The organism is Arthrobacter sp. UYCu511, from assembly GCF_040547105.1.
In the GTDB taxonomy this organism is placed as follows: Bacteria; Actinomycetota; Actinomycetes; order Actinomycetales; family Micrococcaceae; genus Specibacter; species Specibacter psychrochitiniphilus.
Genome location: NZ_JBEPPB010000005.1, coordinates 229,773 through 245,858, shown reverse-complemented (window position 1 = coordinate 245,858; position 16,086 = coordinate 229,773). Strand labels below are relative to the sequence as shown.

Annotated in this window: 12 protein-coding genes; 8 read left to right on the top strand and 4 right to left on the bottom strand. The window is 62.5% G+C overall.

Going from position 1 to position 16,086, the window contains the following annotated elements:
- Positions 1-59 precede the first annotated feature (59 nt).
- Complete coding sequence (locus tag ABIB48_RS09680) at positions 60-3,557, top strand: bifunctional proline dehydrogenase/L-glutamate gamma-semialdehyde dehydrogenase (RefSeq protein WP_354212851.1); 3,498 nt, start codon at positions 60-62, stop codon at positions 3,555-3,557.
- A 100-nt stretch (positions 3,558-3,657) separates the two neighbouring features.
- On the opposite strand, the gene ABIB48_RS09675 is transcribed toward ABIB48_RS09680, so the two are convergent.
- The 3 genes from ABIB48_RS09675 to ABIB48_RS09665 form a co-directional block, all read right to left on the bottom strand.
- Positions 3,658-4,662 carry a hypothetical protein gene (locus tag ABIB48_RS09675; RefSeq protein WP_354212850.1) on the bottom strand — a complete coding sequence of 335 codons (1,005 nt, stop codon included), beginning with the start codon at positions 4,660-4,662 and terminating at the stop codon, positions 3,658-3,660.
- A 196-nt stretch (positions 4,663-4,858) separates the two neighbouring features.
- Entirely contained in the window at positions 4,859-5,260 is a 402-nt protein-coding gene (locus ABIB48_RS09670; protein WP_354212849.1) for a VOC family protein, read from the bottom strand.
- Positions 5,261-5,270: 10 nt separating this feature from the next.
- The gene (locus ABIB48_RS09665) at positions 5,271-5,816 is read right to left on the bottom strand and encodes a helix-turn-helix transcriptional regulator (RefSeq protein ID WP_179442481.1); all 546 of its coding nucleotides are present in this window, start codon (positions 5,814-5,816) and stop codon (positions 5,271-5,273) included.
- Positions 5,817-5,896: 80 nt separating this feature from the next.
- Here ABIB48_RS09665 and ABIB48_RS09660 point away from each other — a divergent pair, with 80 nt between their 5' ends.
- From ABIB48_RS09660 to ABIB48_RS09650, 3 genes are all read left to right on the top strand, one after another.
- A complete protein-coding gene (locus ABIB48_RS09660) occupies positions 5,897-7,282 on the top strand; it encodes a cystathionine beta-synthase (RefSeq protein ID WP_110105485.1) in 1,386 nt (461 codons plus the stop codon).
- A gap of 2 nt (positions 7,283-7,284) precedes the next feature.
- Positions 7,285-8,472, top strand: coding sequence for a cystathionine gamma-synthase (locus tag ABIB48_RS09655; RefSeq protein WP_281268037.1), 1,188 nt, complete (start codon positions 7,285-7,287; stop codon positions 8,470-8,472).
- A 421-nt stretch (positions 8,473-8,893) separates the two neighbouring features.
- Entirely contained in the window at positions 8,894-9,601 is a 708-nt protein-coding gene (locus tag ABIB48_RS09650) for a transglycosylase family protein (protein ID WP_354212848.1), read from the top strand.
- A 129-nt stretch (positions 9,602-9,730) separates the two neighbouring features.
- On the opposite strand, the gene ABIB48_RS09645 is transcribed toward ABIB48_RS09650, so the two are convergent.
- Entirely contained in the window at positions 9,731-11,134 is a 1,404-nt protein-coding gene (locus tag ABIB48_RS09645; RefSeq protein WP_354212847.1) for an amidohydrolase, read from the bottom strand.
- A 96-nt stretch (positions 11,135-11,230) separates the two neighbouring features.
- Here ABIB48_RS09645 and ABIB48_RS09640 point away from each other — a divergent pair, with 96 nt between their 5' ends.
- From ABIB48_RS09640 to kdpB, 4 genes are all read left to right on the top strand, one after another.
- On the top strand, positions 11,231-11,980 hold the full coding sequence (locus ABIB48_RS09640; RefSeq protein WP_354212846.1) for an SDR family oxidoreductase: 750 nt from the start codon (positions 11,231-11,233) through the stop codon (positions 11,978-11,980).
- A gap of 226 nt (positions 11,981-12,206) precedes the next feature.
- Positions 12,207-12,299 carry a K(+)-transporting ATPase subunit F gene (kdpF, locus tag ABIB48_RS09635; RefSeq protein WP_211315095.1) on the top strand — a complete coding sequence of 31 codons (93 nt, stop codon included), beginning with the start codon at positions 12,207-12,209 and terminating at the stop codon, positions 12,297-12,299.
- Between the two features lie 8 nt (positions 12,300-12,307).
- Positions 12,308-13,963 carry a potassium-transporting ATPase subunit KdpA gene (gene kdpA / locus ABIB48_RS09630; protein WP_354212845.1) on the top strand — a complete coding sequence of 552 codons (1,656 nt, stop codon included), beginning with the start codon at positions 12,308-12,310 and terminating at the stop codon, positions 13,961-13,963.
- Positions 13,960-16,086: a potassium-transporting ATPase subunit KdpB gene (gene kdpB / locus ABIB48_RS09625; RefSeq protein WP_354212844.1), complete on the top strand. Its 2,127-nt coding sequence runs from the start codon at positions 13,960-13,962 to the stop codon at positions 16,084-16,086. The genes kdpA and kdpB overlap by 4 nt, the downstream gene beginning before the upstream one ends.

Below are 16,086 nucleotides of genomic sequence, written 5' to 3'. Positions count from 1 at the left end.
GTGGTGAGAACCATTATTTCAGGACATCCCAAACAACAGAAAAGAACGCACCAGCAGCCATGACACGTTCCACCACCGCCGGCTCCGACGAGGCCACATCAGGTAACTACGCCTCCGCAATAGGGGCGCATTCCGCCGCAATCCCAGTCCCCAGTGATGCACTGGCACAGGAAACCGTTGCACTGGTCCGCCGCTGGCTCACCGAGGCCGCCAAGTTCCCCGCTGACGTCTCCGCCCAGCGCCTGGCCGGTGTGCTGAAGGACCCGAACGGGCTGGACTTCACGGTGGGATTCGTTGACGGCGTGATCCGCCCCGAAGATCTGGCTGTGGCCGGACGGAACCTGGCTATGCTGGCCCCCAAGGTCCCCGCATTTTTACCCTGGTACATGCGCGCCGCGGTTCGTCTGGGCGGGCTCATGGCACCAGTGCTGCCACAGCTTGTCATTCCCATCGCCCGCAGGGTGTTGCGTGAGATGGTGGGCCACCTGATTGTGGACGCCACCGACGCCAAGCTGGGCCCGGCCATCGCGAAGATCCGCGATGGCGGGGTGGACCTGAACCTCAACTTGCTTGGCGAGGCCGTACTGGGCGAAAAGGAAGCCAGCCGCCGCCTAACGGGGACCCTGGACCTGCTGGCGAGGGACGACGTGGAGTACGTCTCCATCAAGGAATCTTCCACGGTGGCCCCGCATTCGCCCTGGGCGTTCGAGGACGCCGTCAACCATGTGGTGGAAAAACTCACGCCCCTGTACACGCTGGCCGCCTCCTTCCCCAAGCCTAAGTTCATCAACCTGGACATGGAGGAATACAAGGATCTGGGCATGACCATCGCCGTGTTCAAACGCATCCTGAACAAGCCTGAGTTCAAGAACCTGGAGGCCGGGATTGTGCTTCAGGCCTACCTGCCGGACACCTTGGCCGCCATGATCGACCTGCAGGAGTGGGCTGCTGCGCGAAGGGCCGATGGCGGCGCTCCTGTGAAGGTGCGGATCGTCAAGGGGGCAAACCTGCCCATGGAACAGGTGCAGGCATCCGTCAACGGCTGGCCGCTGGCCACGTGGGGCAGCAAGCTGGATTCCGATACCAACTACAAGCGCATTGTGAACTACGCGCTCACCCCCGAACACATTAACAACGTCCACATTGGCGTGGCCGGACACAACTTGTTTGATGTTGCCCACGCCTGGCTGCTCGCCCAGCAGCGCGGCATCAGCGCCACCTCCGGTCAGCTCGAATTTGAGATGCTGCTGGGCATGGCTACAGGCCAGGCTGAGGCCGTGCGCCGCGACGTTGGCTCGCTGCTGCTGTACACGCCCGTAGTCCATCCCGGCGAGTTTGACGTTGCTATCGCCTACCTGATCCGCCGCCTCGAAGAAGGTGCCAGCCAGGAAAACTTCATGTCCGCCGTGTTTGAACTCTCCGAAAATGAAGGGCTGCTTCAACGCGAGCAGGAGCGTTTCCTGGCCTCCCTCGCAGAGTTGGATGACTCCGTGCCGCCCACCAACCGGGTGCAGGACCGCACCCAGCCCGCAGCCGTAGCCGCTACTGACCACTTCGCCAACACCCCTGACACCGACCCCGCACTGGCACCCAACCGTGTCTGGGGACGGGAGATCCTGGCCCGCATCCCGTCCTCCACGCTTGGCAACGAGCTCGTCGCGGACACCACCGTGACGGAACTTCACGAGCTGAACACCATCGTGGACACCGCCGTCGAACATTCCGGCGAATGGGCCGCACTGGGCGGGTCCGGGCGTGCCGCCATCTTGCACCGGGCAGGGGATATGCTCAACTCCCGCCGCGCCGAGCTCCTTGAGGTTATGGCCGCCGAAACCGGCAAGACGCTTGACCAGGGCGATCCGGAGGTTAGCGAGGCCGTGGACTTCGCCCACTACTACGCCGAGCGCGCCAAGGATCTGGAAACGGTGGACGGTGCCACATTCGTCCCCGCCAAGCTCACCGTTGTGACCCCGCCATGGAACTTCCCCGTCGCCATCCCGGCAGGCTCCACACTCTCGGCATTGGCGGCGGGATCCGCCGTTGTCATCAAGCCGGCACCCCAGGCACAGCGCTGCGGCTCCATCATGGTCCAGGCATTGTGGGACGCTGGCGTGCCGCGCGAGGTCCTGGCGCTGGTCCAGCTTGGCGAAAACGAGCTCGGAAAGGCGCTCGTGGCGCACCCGTCCGTTGACCGGCTGATCCTGACCGGCGGTTATGAAACGGCCGAGCTGTTCCGCAGCTTCCGCACCGACCTGCCCTTGCTGGCGGAAACCTCTGGCAAGAACGCGCTGATCGTCACGCCCAGCGCCGATTTTGACCTGGCGGCGAAGGACGTGGTGCAGTCAGCCTTTGGCCACGCAGGGCAGAAGTGCTCCGCCGCATCCTTGGTCATCATGGTCGGTTCCGTGGCGAAGTCGCCGCGCTTCCGCAACCAGCTCCTGGACGCTGCTGCCAGCCTGAATGTGGGCTACCCCGGCGTTGCCACCTCCCAGATGGGGCCGGTCATTGAGCCTGCCGCAGGTAAATTGCTCGGTGCACTGACCACACTGGACGCCGGCGAAGCGTGGGCCCTGGAGCCGCGCCAGCTCGATTCCACCGGCCGGCTCTGGTCGCCGGGCGTGCGCACCGGCGTTGCGGCAGGATCGAACTTCCACCTGACCGAATTCTTCGGCCCGGTCCTAGGAGTCATGACGGCCGAGACCTTGGAGGAGGCCATCGCCATGGTCAACGCGATTGACTACGGGCTCACCTCCGGGCTGCACTCGCTGGACCCCGCGGAGATTGAGCTCTGGCTGGATACCGTGCAAGCCGGAAACCTATACGTGAACCGCGGTATCACCGGTGCTATTGTGCAGCGTCAGCCCTTCGGTGGCTGGAAGAAATCGGCTGTGGGTGCTGGCACCAAGGCGGGCGGTCCCAGCTACCTCATGAGTCTGGGATCCTGGGTTCCTGCCGAAGCGAGTGCCACCGCGCCGCTGAGTGACGCGGCCCGCAAGGTCCTCGCCGCCGCGTCCTCATTGCCGGCCGAGGAGCAGGCGTTCCTGATCCGCTCGCTGCACAGCGACGCCGCTGCCTGGGCCGCCGAGTTTGGCGCCGCCCGCGACGTCTCGGCGCTGACCGCCGAGCGCAACGTGTTCCGCTACCTGCCACTGAACCCGCTGGTCCGCCTCGCCGAGGGGGAGTCCCTCTCGAAGCTGCTGCGCGTGCTCGCGGCAGGGATCCTGGCCGGGGCAACTCCGGAAGTCTCCTGCGCTGACGCGCTTCCCAGTGAGGTGGCGGCACTGCTGCTCAGCCTGCGGATTCCGGTGACTGTGGAGAACGACGCCGATTGGCTCACCACCGCGCGCCGCTTCGGAGCGGGCCGTATCCGCCTCATTAGAGAAGATTCAAGCGCCGTTTATGAGGCAACGGGCGGGCGCCCGGATCTGGCAATTTATCACGGTGCGGTGACTGAGGCCGGGCGCGTGGAGATGCTGGTGTTCCTCCACGAGCAGGCCGTCAGCATAACGGCACACCGCTTCGGCACACCAAACCACCTCTCGGACGGGCTGATCTAGACACCCGCAGCCACCGGCGAAAATGCGCGCCCGCCTCCCACATATGCGCCCCGTCTACGGGGCGCATATGTGGGAGGCGGGCGCGGAACTGGATAGATTGCTACTTTTGCGGGATGCCAGCTTGACGAAGCAGCCGTTCGAAGCCCCGGAGGTCCATCATTTCCCGCCACGTCCATCGGAAGAAGCCGGCACTCTGAGCCCGGATCTGGTCCTCACGGTTCTTTTCATCGAGGATTCGCTCTTCGAGGGACTTTCCGCCGGCCCAGTCTTGCCGCAAGTACTTGGCCCGGCCGTCAAATTCCCCGGCTTTTCGCTGCTTCTCGAACCAGAAATCAACATATGCTTCCCTGCCATCACGCAGGGTGAAAGGATGTTGCAGCTCCGGGGCAACAAACCCCAGTTGGGCCATCCGCACCCGGCTAAGAGACTCGCCGGCAGAACCGGAAAGCCCGGATGCGAACTCAATCACAGCCACGGCCCTGTTGAACGCCGATCGAGACGGCAAGGATTCAGCAGCAGTCAGAAGGTCGGATTTCAGCAGGGGAGGGCCTTGCGGTTCGTTGAGGTTCCACACGGGATCATGATCGCCGGCCGGCACGTCAGCAGGCAGAAAAATATTGCCGGGTTTGGGGTATCTGGGCAGGTGCAGGCTTGAATCACATACCGCCACAGCCTGCTCAAATTTCAGTGCGGTGATCAGCTCCAGTGTGGTGGTGAGTTTGTCCGTCAGCAGCAACGGGCCGCAGCGCACTACTGCCTCGTCCAGCCGACCCAAATGCCGTGTAATGTCCCCTCGACTGCGGCCGCCACCGGCCTGTTCCGTCACAACGTGCAGATTCGTCTGTGTTCCGGTGATCCACAAACCCCAAAGAAGCGCAGCCGTGGAGGAGCAAAACACCGGAGGCGCTTTGGTGGTCAGCGTGAACGCCGCAGCGCGCAAGCCGTATTGGGCGAACTCATCCAGCGCATGCCACTCGGCTGCTTCGGTGTAGACGCTGCGGCGGACACGAAAATACCTGCCGTTGTTGCAGAGCCTGGTGAGAAGGCGGGAATCCTGGCCGGCCAGCTCCAGATCGGAAGGGAGGATCAAGCGTGGTGTGCTCATACATTCAAGGGTTCCAGAGCGGGGCACCACATGTAAGTGGGGAGACGCTGACCTGTGGATAACTTTGACTGTGATGGCACTATGATCCGCGGCGACCGGCCGTGCAACCTCCGCGCCCGCCTCCCACATATGCGCCCCGTAGACCGGGCGCATATGTGGGAGACGGGCGCGGATTGTGTTGAAGAGCCTTGGCGGATCAGGCTTGGGCGACGCGGACCGTGTTGCCGGAGGGGTCACGGAAGGCGCAATCGCGGGGACCCCACGGCTGTTCGACGGGTTCCTGGAGCACTTCTGCCCCGGCAGCCGCTGCCTTCTCAAAAGTTGCGTTCAGATCGCTTGCGCTGAAGTTGAGCATGGGCAGCACACCCTTGGCGAGCAGGCGAGCCATGGCATCGCCGTCTTCCTGGGACCGTCCGGCATGCGGTTCGGAGAGCACAATGCCCAGGCCCGGCTGTGTACTGGTACCCATGGTGACCCAACGGAAATCGCCGTTGCTGACATCGTTCTGGACTTTAAGGCCCAGGGCGTCGCGGTAGAAGGCGATGGCCGCATCGGGGTTGTGAACGGTCAAATGTGTGAACTGAAGTGAAATGGTCATGGCACCTACGTTAGGCGTTTGCCGGGGGCCGGGCTTCTTCATTTCTGCTCGACTGGATAGCAGGTTGAGCAAGGGCATGGGCAGCACTTTGCGGTGCGCCGTGAGAGTCACCGTCCGTGCCACTGTTCCGAGCTGGGCGGGTGGCCACCCTCATGAAGCAGGGCGGCAAGGCTTCGATGGCGCTGTGGTCGCGGGACTTATAACTGCTGGGCGTCTCGCCCATGACCTCTGTGAATCGGGAACTGAATGAACCCAATGAGGTGGCACCCACGGCCATGCACGCATCCGTGACCGAAACGCCCGCACGGAGCAGCGCCGAAGCCCGCTCAATACGCCGGGTCATGAGATATGAATAGGGGCTCTCGCCGTACGCCGCCCGGAATTTGCGGGAAAAGTGTGCGGGTGACATGAACGCCTTCGCCGCGATCGTGGGCACATCCAGCGGCTGGGCGTAGTCCCTATCAATCAGATCCCGGGCCCGGCGCAGCAGTGTCAGCGTGGTGATCTCATCCCGGCTCACTCCAGGTGGTGAGGGGGCGCCTGCGGTGGAGAGCATAGTGCCAAGTTTATTATCCAAAATGCCCCCGGGAGTAATGTTCCTTGGCCGCTTCCTCCCGCGGGGTCTACGTTGGAGCTATGAAGTACGCGAACTCTGTCCTTGACCTGATTGGCAACACCCCGCTGGTAAAACTGAACAAGGTGACAGCGGGGCTGGAGGCCACAGTGTTGGTCAAGCTGGAATACCTGAATCCAGGCGGCTCGGCCAAGGATCGCATTGCCGTGAAAATGCTGGATGAGGCTGCGCGGGAAGGCAAAATCAAGCCCGGCGGTACCGTGGTGGAGCCCACCAGCGGCAACACGGGCGTGGCCATGGCAATGGTGGCGCAGCAGCGCGGCTACAAGTGCGTTTTTGTAGTCCCGGACAAGGTGGGCGTGGACAAACGCGCAGTCTTGGCGGCCTATGGGGCGGAGGTGGTGGTGACACCTACTGCGGTGGCGGCCGATTCCCCGCAGTCCTACTACGGCGTCTCCGACCGTTTGGTGACGGAAATCCCGGGAGCCTACAAACCTGACCAGTTCTCCAACCCCAACGGCCCGTTGAGTCACTATGAAACCACCGGCCCGGAGGTTTGGCGCGACACCGAAGGCAAGCTCACCCACTTTGTGGCCGGCGTGGGTACCGGCGGCACCATCACCGGAACGGGCCGCTTTCTCCGCGAAGTTTCTGCGCACCGTGCCGAGGCCGACGGCGGTGAGGTCCAGATCATCGGTGCCGATCCGGAAGGATCCGTCTACTCCGGAGGCACGGGACGGCCTTACCTGGTGGAGGGGGTGGGCGAGGACATTTGGCCCGACTCCTATGACCCGTCCGTCCCGCACAAGATCATCGCGGTCTCCGACAATGACGCCTTTGCCATGACCCGACGCCTGGCCCGAGAAGAAGGCCTGCTGGTGGGAGGTTCCTCCGGCATGGCAGTGGTGGCCGCGCTGGAAGTGGCGAAGGGGCTGGGAGCCGGGTCCGTCGTCGTAGTGCTTCTGCCGGACAGTGGCCGCGGCTACTTGGGGAAGATCTTTGACGATGCCTGGATGCAGTCGTACGGCTTCCTGAAAGTCACCGATGAACCCGCTATCGGCGACGTGCTCAAAGCCAAAACGGGCCAATTACCGGATCTGGTCCATATCCACCCCAACGAGACCGTCCGTGACGTCATCAACTTGATGGCCGAATACGGTGTCTCCCAAATCCCCGTGCTCTCGGCCGAACCTCCCGTGGTGATGGGGGAAGTGCTTGGCGCGGTGGATGAACGCACACTGACCGGCAAATTGTTCCGGCACGAAGCCAAACTGACAGATAAAATCACCGAACACATGCAGCCGCAACTGCCCATCATCGGATCTTTGGAGCCCATCTCCGCTGCCCGGGCCAAACTGCAGGACGTAGATGCGCTCATGGTCACCTTTGTTGGTGCGCCCGTGGGTGTGCTGACCCGCCACGATTTGCTGAACTACCTCAACGACTGACCATTTCCAGACGAAGGAACAAGACCATGACTGAAGGCTTCAACACCCGCGCCGTCCACGCCGGACAGACCCCCGATCCCACCACGGGCGCCGTCATCCCGCCGCTGTACCAAACCACCACGTTCGCCCAGGACGGGATCGGCAAGCTGCGCAATGGTTATGAATACGGCCGCGGCACCAACCCCACCCGTGACGCGCTCCAGGCCCAGCTCGCAGCACTGGAGGGCGGGGAGTTCGCGTTCAGCTTCGCCTCGGGATTGGCCGCCGAGGACGCCCTGATCCGGGCGCTGCTGGTACCGGGGGATCACATCGTCATGGGCAACGACGTCTACGGCGGCACCTACCGGCTCATCAACAAGGTCCTGTCCGTGTGGGGCATCAGCAACGCTGCTGTTGACATGTCCGACGCCGGGGCGCTGGCTGGCGCTGTTGCCGCCGGCGGCCCCGAAGGTGCGACGAAGATGATCTGGGTGGAGACGCCGTCGAACCCGATGATGAAAATCACCGATATTGCCGCGCTTGCGCAGGTGGCCCACGAGGCCGGAGCGCTGCTGGTGGTGGATAACACCTTCGCGTCCCCCTACTTGCAAAACCCGCTGGCACTGGGCGCCGATGTGGTGGTGCATTCCACCACAAAGTACATTGGCGGACACTCGGATGCCTCCGGCGGGGCCATCATTCTTTCCGATCCCGAGGCAGCCGAGAAGATCGGCTTTGTGCAGTTCGCGGTAGGTGCCGTGTCCGCGCCGATGGAGGCGTGGTTGACCACGCGCGGACTCAAGACGCTCGGTGTGCGCATGGACCGGCACTGCTCCAACGCCCAGAGTATTGCCGAATGGCTGCTCACCCGGGCTGAGGTTGAACGCGTGCTGTACCCGGGCCTGGCCTCACATCCAGGACACGAGCTGGCAGCGCAGCAGATGCGGGGTTTTGGCGGCATGATCTCAGTGCAGTTCAAGGGTGGGGAGGCTGCGGCCCGGAAGGTGGCCGAAGCTACCCGCGTGTTCACCCTCGCGGAGTCCTTAGGCGGTATTGAATCGCTGATGAACTACCCGTCCGAGATGACGCACGCCTCCGTCAAGGGCACCGAGCTGGCAGTGCCCGTGAACCTGATCCGTCTCTCGGTGGGAATAGAAGACATCGAGGACCTGCTCGCAGACCTGGAGCAGGCACTGAACACGCTGGGATAGCCGCTAGCCACCGTCCGCTAGCCACCACACCAGACGGTCCCGCAGGTTAGGGGCTTAATTCAGGGACGCTCCCGCACTTAAAAAGTGTGGGAGCGTTTCTGCCGTTGTGGGCGGGATGATCGGCAGGCAGGCACAGGCAGCCAAGAGGAGTTGAATCCCTGAATACACTAACTATCTGCGGGAAAGTATGTCGAAAAGGTAACAGTTTCCTGATTTGCGTATCGATTGCATATCGTTTTATGGTGGGTTATGCCCTACGGGGCGGGTGGCAGCTTTGCCCCCACGATTGCCCGGGCCTTCCTACACCGCACACCGTCATGCGGAAGGCTACGGAAACAACCTCCATATTTATAGGTTGGACGGTGGCGTGTAGATGTCCGGGGACGGGTGGAGCGCAGGTGGCCTTCGGGAGAACGCATCGATGAAGAATACTAAAATTACTCGCAACATTGCCCGTGTGCTCGCCGTTGGCGCCATTGCCGGCGGTGGTTTGGCCATAGCTGGAACAGGTGCGAACGCTGCTGACGGCAGTACTTGGGATGCCTTGGCACAGTGTGAAAGCGGTGGCAACTGGGCCATCAATACCGGCAACGGTTTCTCCGGTGGGCTGCAGTTCACACCTAGTACTTGGGCCGCCTTTGGTGGTTCAGGCGCTCCGGAAAGTGCTTCCCGGGAGCAGCAGATTGCGGTTGCCGAAAACGTACAGGCCGGCCAAGGCTGGGGCGCATGGCCCGCGTGCGCCGCCCAGCTTGGTCTGAGCGGAGGCGGCGGAGCGGCGTATTCGCCCGCAGCCGTGCCGCCAGCCCCTGCTCCGGTGGCCGCGCAATCCTCCGATGTTGCACCCCTGCAGCAGGCCCCGGTAGAGCAGGCACCACTTGAGCAGGCCCCGGTGGAACAGGCTCCACTTCAGCAGGCCCCGGTGGAACAGGCTCCCCTTGAGCAGGCACCCGTAGCCCAGGTGGCGCTCAGCGGTGAGACCTACACCATTGAATCCGGCGATACCCTCAGCATCATCGCCGAGAAGTTGAATATCACCGGCGGTTGGGAAGAGCTGTACCAGGCCAATGTGGACACTGTGATCCACCCCGACCTGATCTTCACCGGTGCAGTCCTGAACCTGCCGGCCTAAGTGCCAGAACGGGCACAGGCCCAGTAAAAAAGCGCTGGCCCGCACCCGTCCTGGGGTGTGGGCCAGCGCTTTTTGCTGACCTAAGAGGTTTGCTGTCCCCTACAGCTCTGCCGTCCCCTACAGCTCCGGCTACCCGCGGGAGGCCACGGCAGCTACCCGGGTGACGGCGTCGTACGTGTAGACGGGTTTACCGGCAATGAACACGGCCGTGGCACGCGCCATGACGTCCAAGGGGTCACCGCTCCACAGCACCAGGTCCGCGTCCTTGCCCACCTTCAGCGAGCCGATCCGCTCCGCCAGGCCCAACACGCGCGCCGGGTTGATAGTGATGGCTCGCAGCGCGGTAACCCGGTCCAGGCCCTCACGCACCGCAAAGGTGGCCTGGTGGACCAAAAAGTTGATGGGGACCACGGGGTGATCGGTAATGATGGAAATCTCCACACCAGCCTCCGCCAGCTTCCCCGGATTGGCAAGGGAACGAGCGCGCAATTCCGGCTTGGACTTGCTGGTGAACAACGGGCCAATCAACACGGGCGTGCCGCGGACGGCCAGCACGTCAGCCAAAATATGCGCCTCGGTGCCGTGGTCAATAACTAGGTCATAGCCGAACTCATCGGCCAGCCGGATCGCGGTGGCAACGTCGTCCGCGCGGTGGCAATGTTGACGCCAAGGAATCTCGCGGCGCAGCACCATGGCCAAGGCCTCTAGGTGGGCGTCGCGGGGGCGCGGTTCCGGCTTGGCCAGCCAGTTCTGCGCCTCCATAAACGCCTGCCTGATGACCAACGCCGTACCCAACCGGGTGGAGGGAGTCTGTTTCTTCTCCCCGTACACGCCCTTGGGATTTTCCCCGAGCGCAGATTTCAGGCCGCTGGGGGAGCGCAGCACCATTTCCTCAATGTAACGCCCATGCGTGTGGAGGGCCACGGCTAGTCCGCCAATCGGATTGCCGGAGCCCGGGTTCACGTTCACGGTGGTGATGCCACCGGCTAGAGCGTCATCAAAGCCTGGGTCAAAGGGATCCACGGCGTCAACGGCGCGGACTCCTGCCATGACGGGGTTGGTCATCTCATTGACGTCACTTGTGGCGCCCAGCTCGCCTTCGGGGTCCATGCCCAGATGCACATGCGCATCGATAAAGCCGGGCAGCAGCCACTGGCCCTTGGCGTCCACCACATCGGCGCCTTCCGGCACCTGGAGGGAGGCGCCCACGGCCAAAATCTTCCCGCCCTCAACTATTAAGGTGCCATCAAAAGGCTCGCCTTCCACCGGCACCACATGGGCGTTGGTGATTGCCAGGACACGTTTCTTCGCAGCTTCAGCGGCCGTGCGGATGGCGGCACTGATGGACGCCGTATCCGGCTTCTTCGCCGCGGCGGGAACAGGCCTCTGTCCAGCCTTCCCAGCTTTCCCGGCCCCAACTCCTGTGGCGGGCCGCACCGGAACCGAGCCTGGTTTCCCTGCGGGAGCGGCAGCTCTGCGCGTCACACGGCCAGGGACGAAACCGGGGTTGGGGGTGGGCTGTGAGCTGCTCATGACTGCCTTTCGCATACCAATAGTGGACTACTTACAAGCTATCGCGTTTGTTTTCGCACACGCCGGGGCACACCGCAGCCAGCGTAGGCTATCGGGATGAAAAGGAAAACAGCGCTCATTACCGGTGTTGGCCGAACCGCCGGGATTGGTGCAGCCATTGCCCGGGTGCTCGCGGCGGACGGCTGGGACTTGGTCTTGAACTACTGGCAGCCTTACGACGAACGCATGCCCTGGGGTGTCCAGACCGATGACGTGACCGCGCTAACCGCCGAGCTCGAAGCCGCGGGAGCCACTGTGTGGTCCCTGCCGGCGGACCTCGGGGAGCCGGCCGCCGTCGGGCTTCTCATGGCGCAGATTGCGCAAGACGTGGGGACGTTGGCTGGTCTGGTGCTCTCACACTGCGAGTCGGTGGATTCCGGGATTCTGGACACCAGTTTGGAGAGTTTTGAGCGTCACTTCGCCGTCAATGCAAGGGCCGGTTGGCAGGTCATTGCGGCATTTGCCCGCCAAGCCACAGCTGACGGCGGTGCCATCGTGGCGCTGACCAGCGACCACACAGCGTTCAACCTGCCATACGGCGCCTCGAAGGGGGCTCTGGACCGGATTGTCATTGCTGCCGCAAGCGAGTTGGGCGGGCAGAGGATCAGTGCCAATGTGCTCAACCCCGGCCCCGTGGACACCGGCTGGATGGATGCGGCCACCAAGGACAGTCTCACTGCGATGCAGCCCGGTGGCCGGCTCGGGACTCCCGCCGATGTGGCGCCCACCGTGGCATTTCTGCTCTCCCCGGGCGGGCGCTGGGTGAGTGGGCAGCTGATTAAGGCTGACGGCGGGTTCTCGGCGTAGCTCACCACCACTGGTGCGTGCCGTTTGCCTGGCAATGGTGCGCCACTATTGGAGCTGCGCACCATTGCTAGGCATATGGGGTGCAGTTGCAAAGCGGGGATGATCAGGAAGCCGTCAAGAATCCTCGGGACGGTGTTAAGAACCCGTAAAAACAGGCGCTGGGAGCGTTCCTTGGGTGTGCGATAGATGCAGACATCAACGCACACTGCAAAAGGGGAACTGAAAAGTGGAATTGGTTACATGGATTATTTTGGGGCTGGTGGGACTGGGGCTGCTGGTGTACCTGCTCGCGGCCCTCATCCGGCCCGAGAAGTGGTGAACGCGGCCATGGAACTTAACGCTTTCGCGCTGGCCACCCAAATCGCTGTGCTCATAGTGGCTCTCGGTGCCCTGCATCAACCACTGGGCAAATATTTGGCGGCAACGTTTAGCAGCCACAAGCACCTGGCCGTGGAGCGCGGTCTGTACAGACTCTCAGGTGTAGATCCTCAAGCAGACCAACATTGGAAGGTATATCTGCGCTCACTGTTGGCCTTTAGTGTGGTCTCGATCGTGGTGTTGTTCTTGTTCCAACTGCTCCAAGGTGTGCTGCCCTTCAACCAGGGCCTAGGCTCCGTTGATCCCTGGGTGGCCATGAACACGGCAGTCTCGTTTGTGACCAACACCAACTGGCAGACGTACGCACCGGAAACCACCCTGGGCTTCGGGGTACAGATGCTGGGCCTGGCCGTGCAGAACTTTCTCTCCGCCGCCGTGGGTCTGGCTGTCGTGGTTGCACTGATCCGAGGGCTGGTGCGCGCCCAAACCTCTAACCTGGGCAACTTTTGGGTTGATCTAACCCGCGGGGCCCTGAGGGTACTGCTGCCCATCAGCATCATTGGCGCCCTGGTACTAATCATCACCGGCGTTGTGCAAAACTGGGGCGGCACCGACATCCACACCCTTGTCACGGGCGCTCAGCAAACCGTTCCCGGCGGTCCCGTTGCCTCCCAGGAAGTTATCAAGCTCCTAGGCACCAACGGTGGCGGCTACTTTAACGCCAACTCCGCCCACCCCTTTGAAAACCCCAATGCTCTTAGCAACCTCTTTGAGGTGTTCTTGATCTTGCTGATTCCGTTCTCCTTACCTGCCATGTACGGGCGGATGGTGGGTGACAAACGCCAGGGCTACACGCTTCTTAGTGTCATGGCCGCGTTCTGGATCATATCAACGGCACTGATGGGCTGGGCGCTTGCCGCATTCGCCGGGACCGGAACCAGTCTGGGCGAAGGCCTTGAGCAACGGTTCGGTGCCAACGGAACTGCTTTGTTCGCCACCGCCACCACGCTGACCTCAACCGGAGCCGTCAACGCCGCTCACGATTCCCTGCCGCCCTTGGCAGGTGGACTGGCCATGGTGAACATGATGCTGGGCGAAATTGCTCCTGGCGGCGTGGGCTCGGGTCTCTACGGGCTGCTGGTGCTCGCAGTAGTGGCCGTCTTCATCGGTGGGCTCATGGTGGGACGAACCCCGGAAATGCTGGGCAAGAAGGTGGGCGCCGCGCAAATGAAACTGGTCGCCATTTACATCCTGGTCACCCCAACACTGGTGCTGCTGGGAACGGCCATCACCGTCTCGATTCCTGCGCTCGCCGCTGCCGCCCCGGCCGAGGGACCGCATGGCTTCAGCGAAGTCCTGTACGCCTTCACCTCGGCAGCGAATAACAACGGTTCCGCCTTTGGTGGCATCACCAGCTCCGGTCCGGCGCTGGCCACCATGTTGGCACTAGCCATGTTCTTTGGCCGGTTCCTGCCGATCGCCCTGGTGCTGGCCCTGGCCGGTTCCTTTGCCAAGCAACGCAAGATCCCCAATACTGCCGGCACCCTCGCCACACACGGTCCGCTCTTTGCGGTGCTACTTGGCGCAGTTGTGCTGATCCTCACCGCACTCACTTACTTCCCGGCGCTCGCCTTGGGCCCGGCTGCTGAAGGACTGCTCAAATGAATCTAACCACTCTCCGTGCGGCGCTGCCCTTGGCGTTGTCCAAACTCAACCCGCGTCTCATGATCCATTCTCCTGTCATGTTCACCGTGCTGATCGGGTCCATCCTGTGCACAGTTGTGAGCATCCAACAGCTCATCCTGGGGTCCTCCACAGTAGTTTTTTCTGTCAGTGTCACAGTCTGGTTGTGGCTGACTGTGCTGTTCGGGAACCTGGCCGAATCCATCGCCGAAGGCCGTGGCAAGGCCCAGGCGGACAGTCTCCGGTCGGCTCGGACCTCAGTCATGGCACGACGCCGGAGCTCGGCTTTGGTGCCCGCTGGCCAGTTGGCAGATACTCAGCAGCGCTACAGCGAAGAAATGGTTCCCGGCACCGACCTGGTGGTGGGGGATGTGGTGATTGTTGTCGCTGGGGAACTGATCCCCAGCGACGGCGACGTCATCGAGGGCCTGGCCAGTGTTGATGAATCCGCCATTACGGGCGAATCGGCACCTGTCATCCGCGAATCTGGCGGGGATAGGAGCTCGGTCACGGGCGGGACCATGGTGCTCTCGGACCGGATTGTGGTGCGCATTACTGCAGCCAGTGGCAAAACGTTCCTGGACCGGATGATCTCCCTCGTTGAGGGCGCCACCCGGCAAAAAACACCCAACGAGATTGCGCTGAACGTGCTGTTGGCATCCTTGACCATCGTGTTCGTTGTGGCCATCATGACCTTGGCGCCCATGGCGGCTTTCGCTGATGCGCTACCTAGTCCTGTGGTCTTGGTAGCCCTGGTGGTCTGCCTGATTCCCACCACTATTGGGGCATTGGTGCCGGCCATTGGCATCGCTGGCATGGACCGGCTTATCCAGCGCAATGTGCTGGCTACTTCCGGACGGGCTGTGGAAACAGCCGGGGACGTAACCACGTTGTTGCTGGATAAGACCGGTACCATCACGTACGGAAACCGCCGGGCCGTGGCATTCATTGCGGCTGACGGCATCAGCGCCAACCAGCTGATCGAAACCGCCAGATTATCTTCTTTGGCCGATGAAACCCCTGAGGGCCGCTCCATTGTGGAACTGGCCGACGGCCCAACTGATGGCGGATCTGAAAGGCTTGACTCTGGTGCACTCGGCGCCATGCAGGCGCTCAGTGCCGATGTTGAAGTTATAGAGTTCAGCGCCACCACCCGTATGAGCGGGCTCAACCTGCCTGTAGGCCACTTGGCCAACCCGGGCAGCACCGTCCGGGAGGTCCGCAAAGGTGCCGGATCCGCCGTCGAACGCTATATCAGTGAGCGCGGTGGATCCTTGCCGGCGGAAATCCACCAGGCGGTGGAAAATATTTCCGGAACCGGTGGCACCCCGCTGCTGGTGGCCAGCTATGACGGCGAGCGCGCCCAAATTTTGGGTGTTATTCATTTGGCGGATGTGGTCAAACCCGGTATGAAGGAACGGTTCGCCGAGCTTCGGGCCATGGGCATTAAGACCATCATGATCACCGGGGATAACAAGATCACGGCAGCGGCCATTGCGGCCGAGGCCGGCGTGGATGACTTTGTTGCCGAAGCCACCCCGGAGGACAAGCTGGCCGTCATCAAAGCGGAGCAGGAGTCCGGGCGTCTGGTGGCGATGACAGGAGATGGCACCAATGATGCGCCGGCTTTGGCCGCCGCGGATGTGGGTGTGGCCATGAATTCGGGTACGAGTGCGGCCAAGGAAGCGGCCAACATGGTGGACCTGGATTCCGATCCCACCAAGCTGATCGACATTGTGGGCATTGGCAAGGCGTTGCTTATCACCCGAGGTTCGCTGACCACGTTCTCGGTGGCCAACGACGTGGCAAAGTACTTCGCCATTGTCCCTGCCCTGTTCGCGGCCACGTTCCCAGGACTGGGGCTGCTGAACATTATGGGACTGTCCTCCCCGCAGAATGCCATTCTCTCCGCCGTGATTTTCAACGCCTTGATCATTGTGGTGCTGGTGCCGCTGGCGCTGCGCGGGGTGAAGTACCGGGCGGTGTCCGCAGCTCAGGCGCTATCTCGGAACTTACTGGTATACGGGCTGGGCGGCATGATTGCCCCGTTCATCGGTATCAAGCTCATTGACCTTGTTCTTTCGGCCTTCTCGACGATTGGTTAG

Coding starts and splice junctions, on each gene's coding strand:
- kdpB (WP_354212844.1), top strand. CDS start 13,960: ATGAATCTAACCACTCTCCGTGCGGCGCTGCCCTTGGCGTTGTCCAAA.
- ABIB48_RS09645 (WP_354212847.1), bottom strand. CDS start 11,134: ATGAGCAGCTCACAGCCCACCCCCAACCCCGGTTTCGTCCCTGGCCGT.
- ABIB48_RS09665 (WP_179442481.1), bottom strand. CDS start 5,816: ATGCTCTCCACCGCAGGCGCCCCCTCACCACCTGGAGTGAGCCGGGAT.
- kdpA (WP_354212845.1), top strand. CDS start 12,308: ATGGAACTTAACGCTTTCGCGCTGGCCACCCAAATCGCTGTGCTCATA.
- ABIB48_RS09680 (WP_354212851.1), top strand. CDS start 60: ATGACACGTTCCACCACCGCCGGCTCCGACGAGGCCACATCAGGTAAC.
- ABIB48_RS09675 (WP_354212850.1), bottom strand. CDS start 4,662: ATGAGCACACCACGCTTGATCCTCCCTTCCGATCTGGAGCTGGCCGGC.
- ABIB48_RS09650 (WP_354212848.1), top strand. CDS start 8,894: ATGAAGAATACTAAAATTACTCGCAACATTGCCCGTGTGCTCGCCGTT.
- ABIB48_RS09660 (WP_110105485.1), top strand. CDS start 5,897: ATGAAGTACGCGAACTCTGTCCTTGACCTGATTGGCAACACCCCGCTG.
- ABIB48_RS09640 (WP_354212846.1), top strand. CDS start 11,231: ATGAAAAGGAAAACAGCGCTCATTACCGGTGTTGGCCGAACCGCCGGG.
- ABIB48_RS09670 (WP_354212849.1), bottom strand. CDS start 5,260: ATGACCATTTCACTTCAGTTCACACATTTGACCGTTCACAACCCCGAT.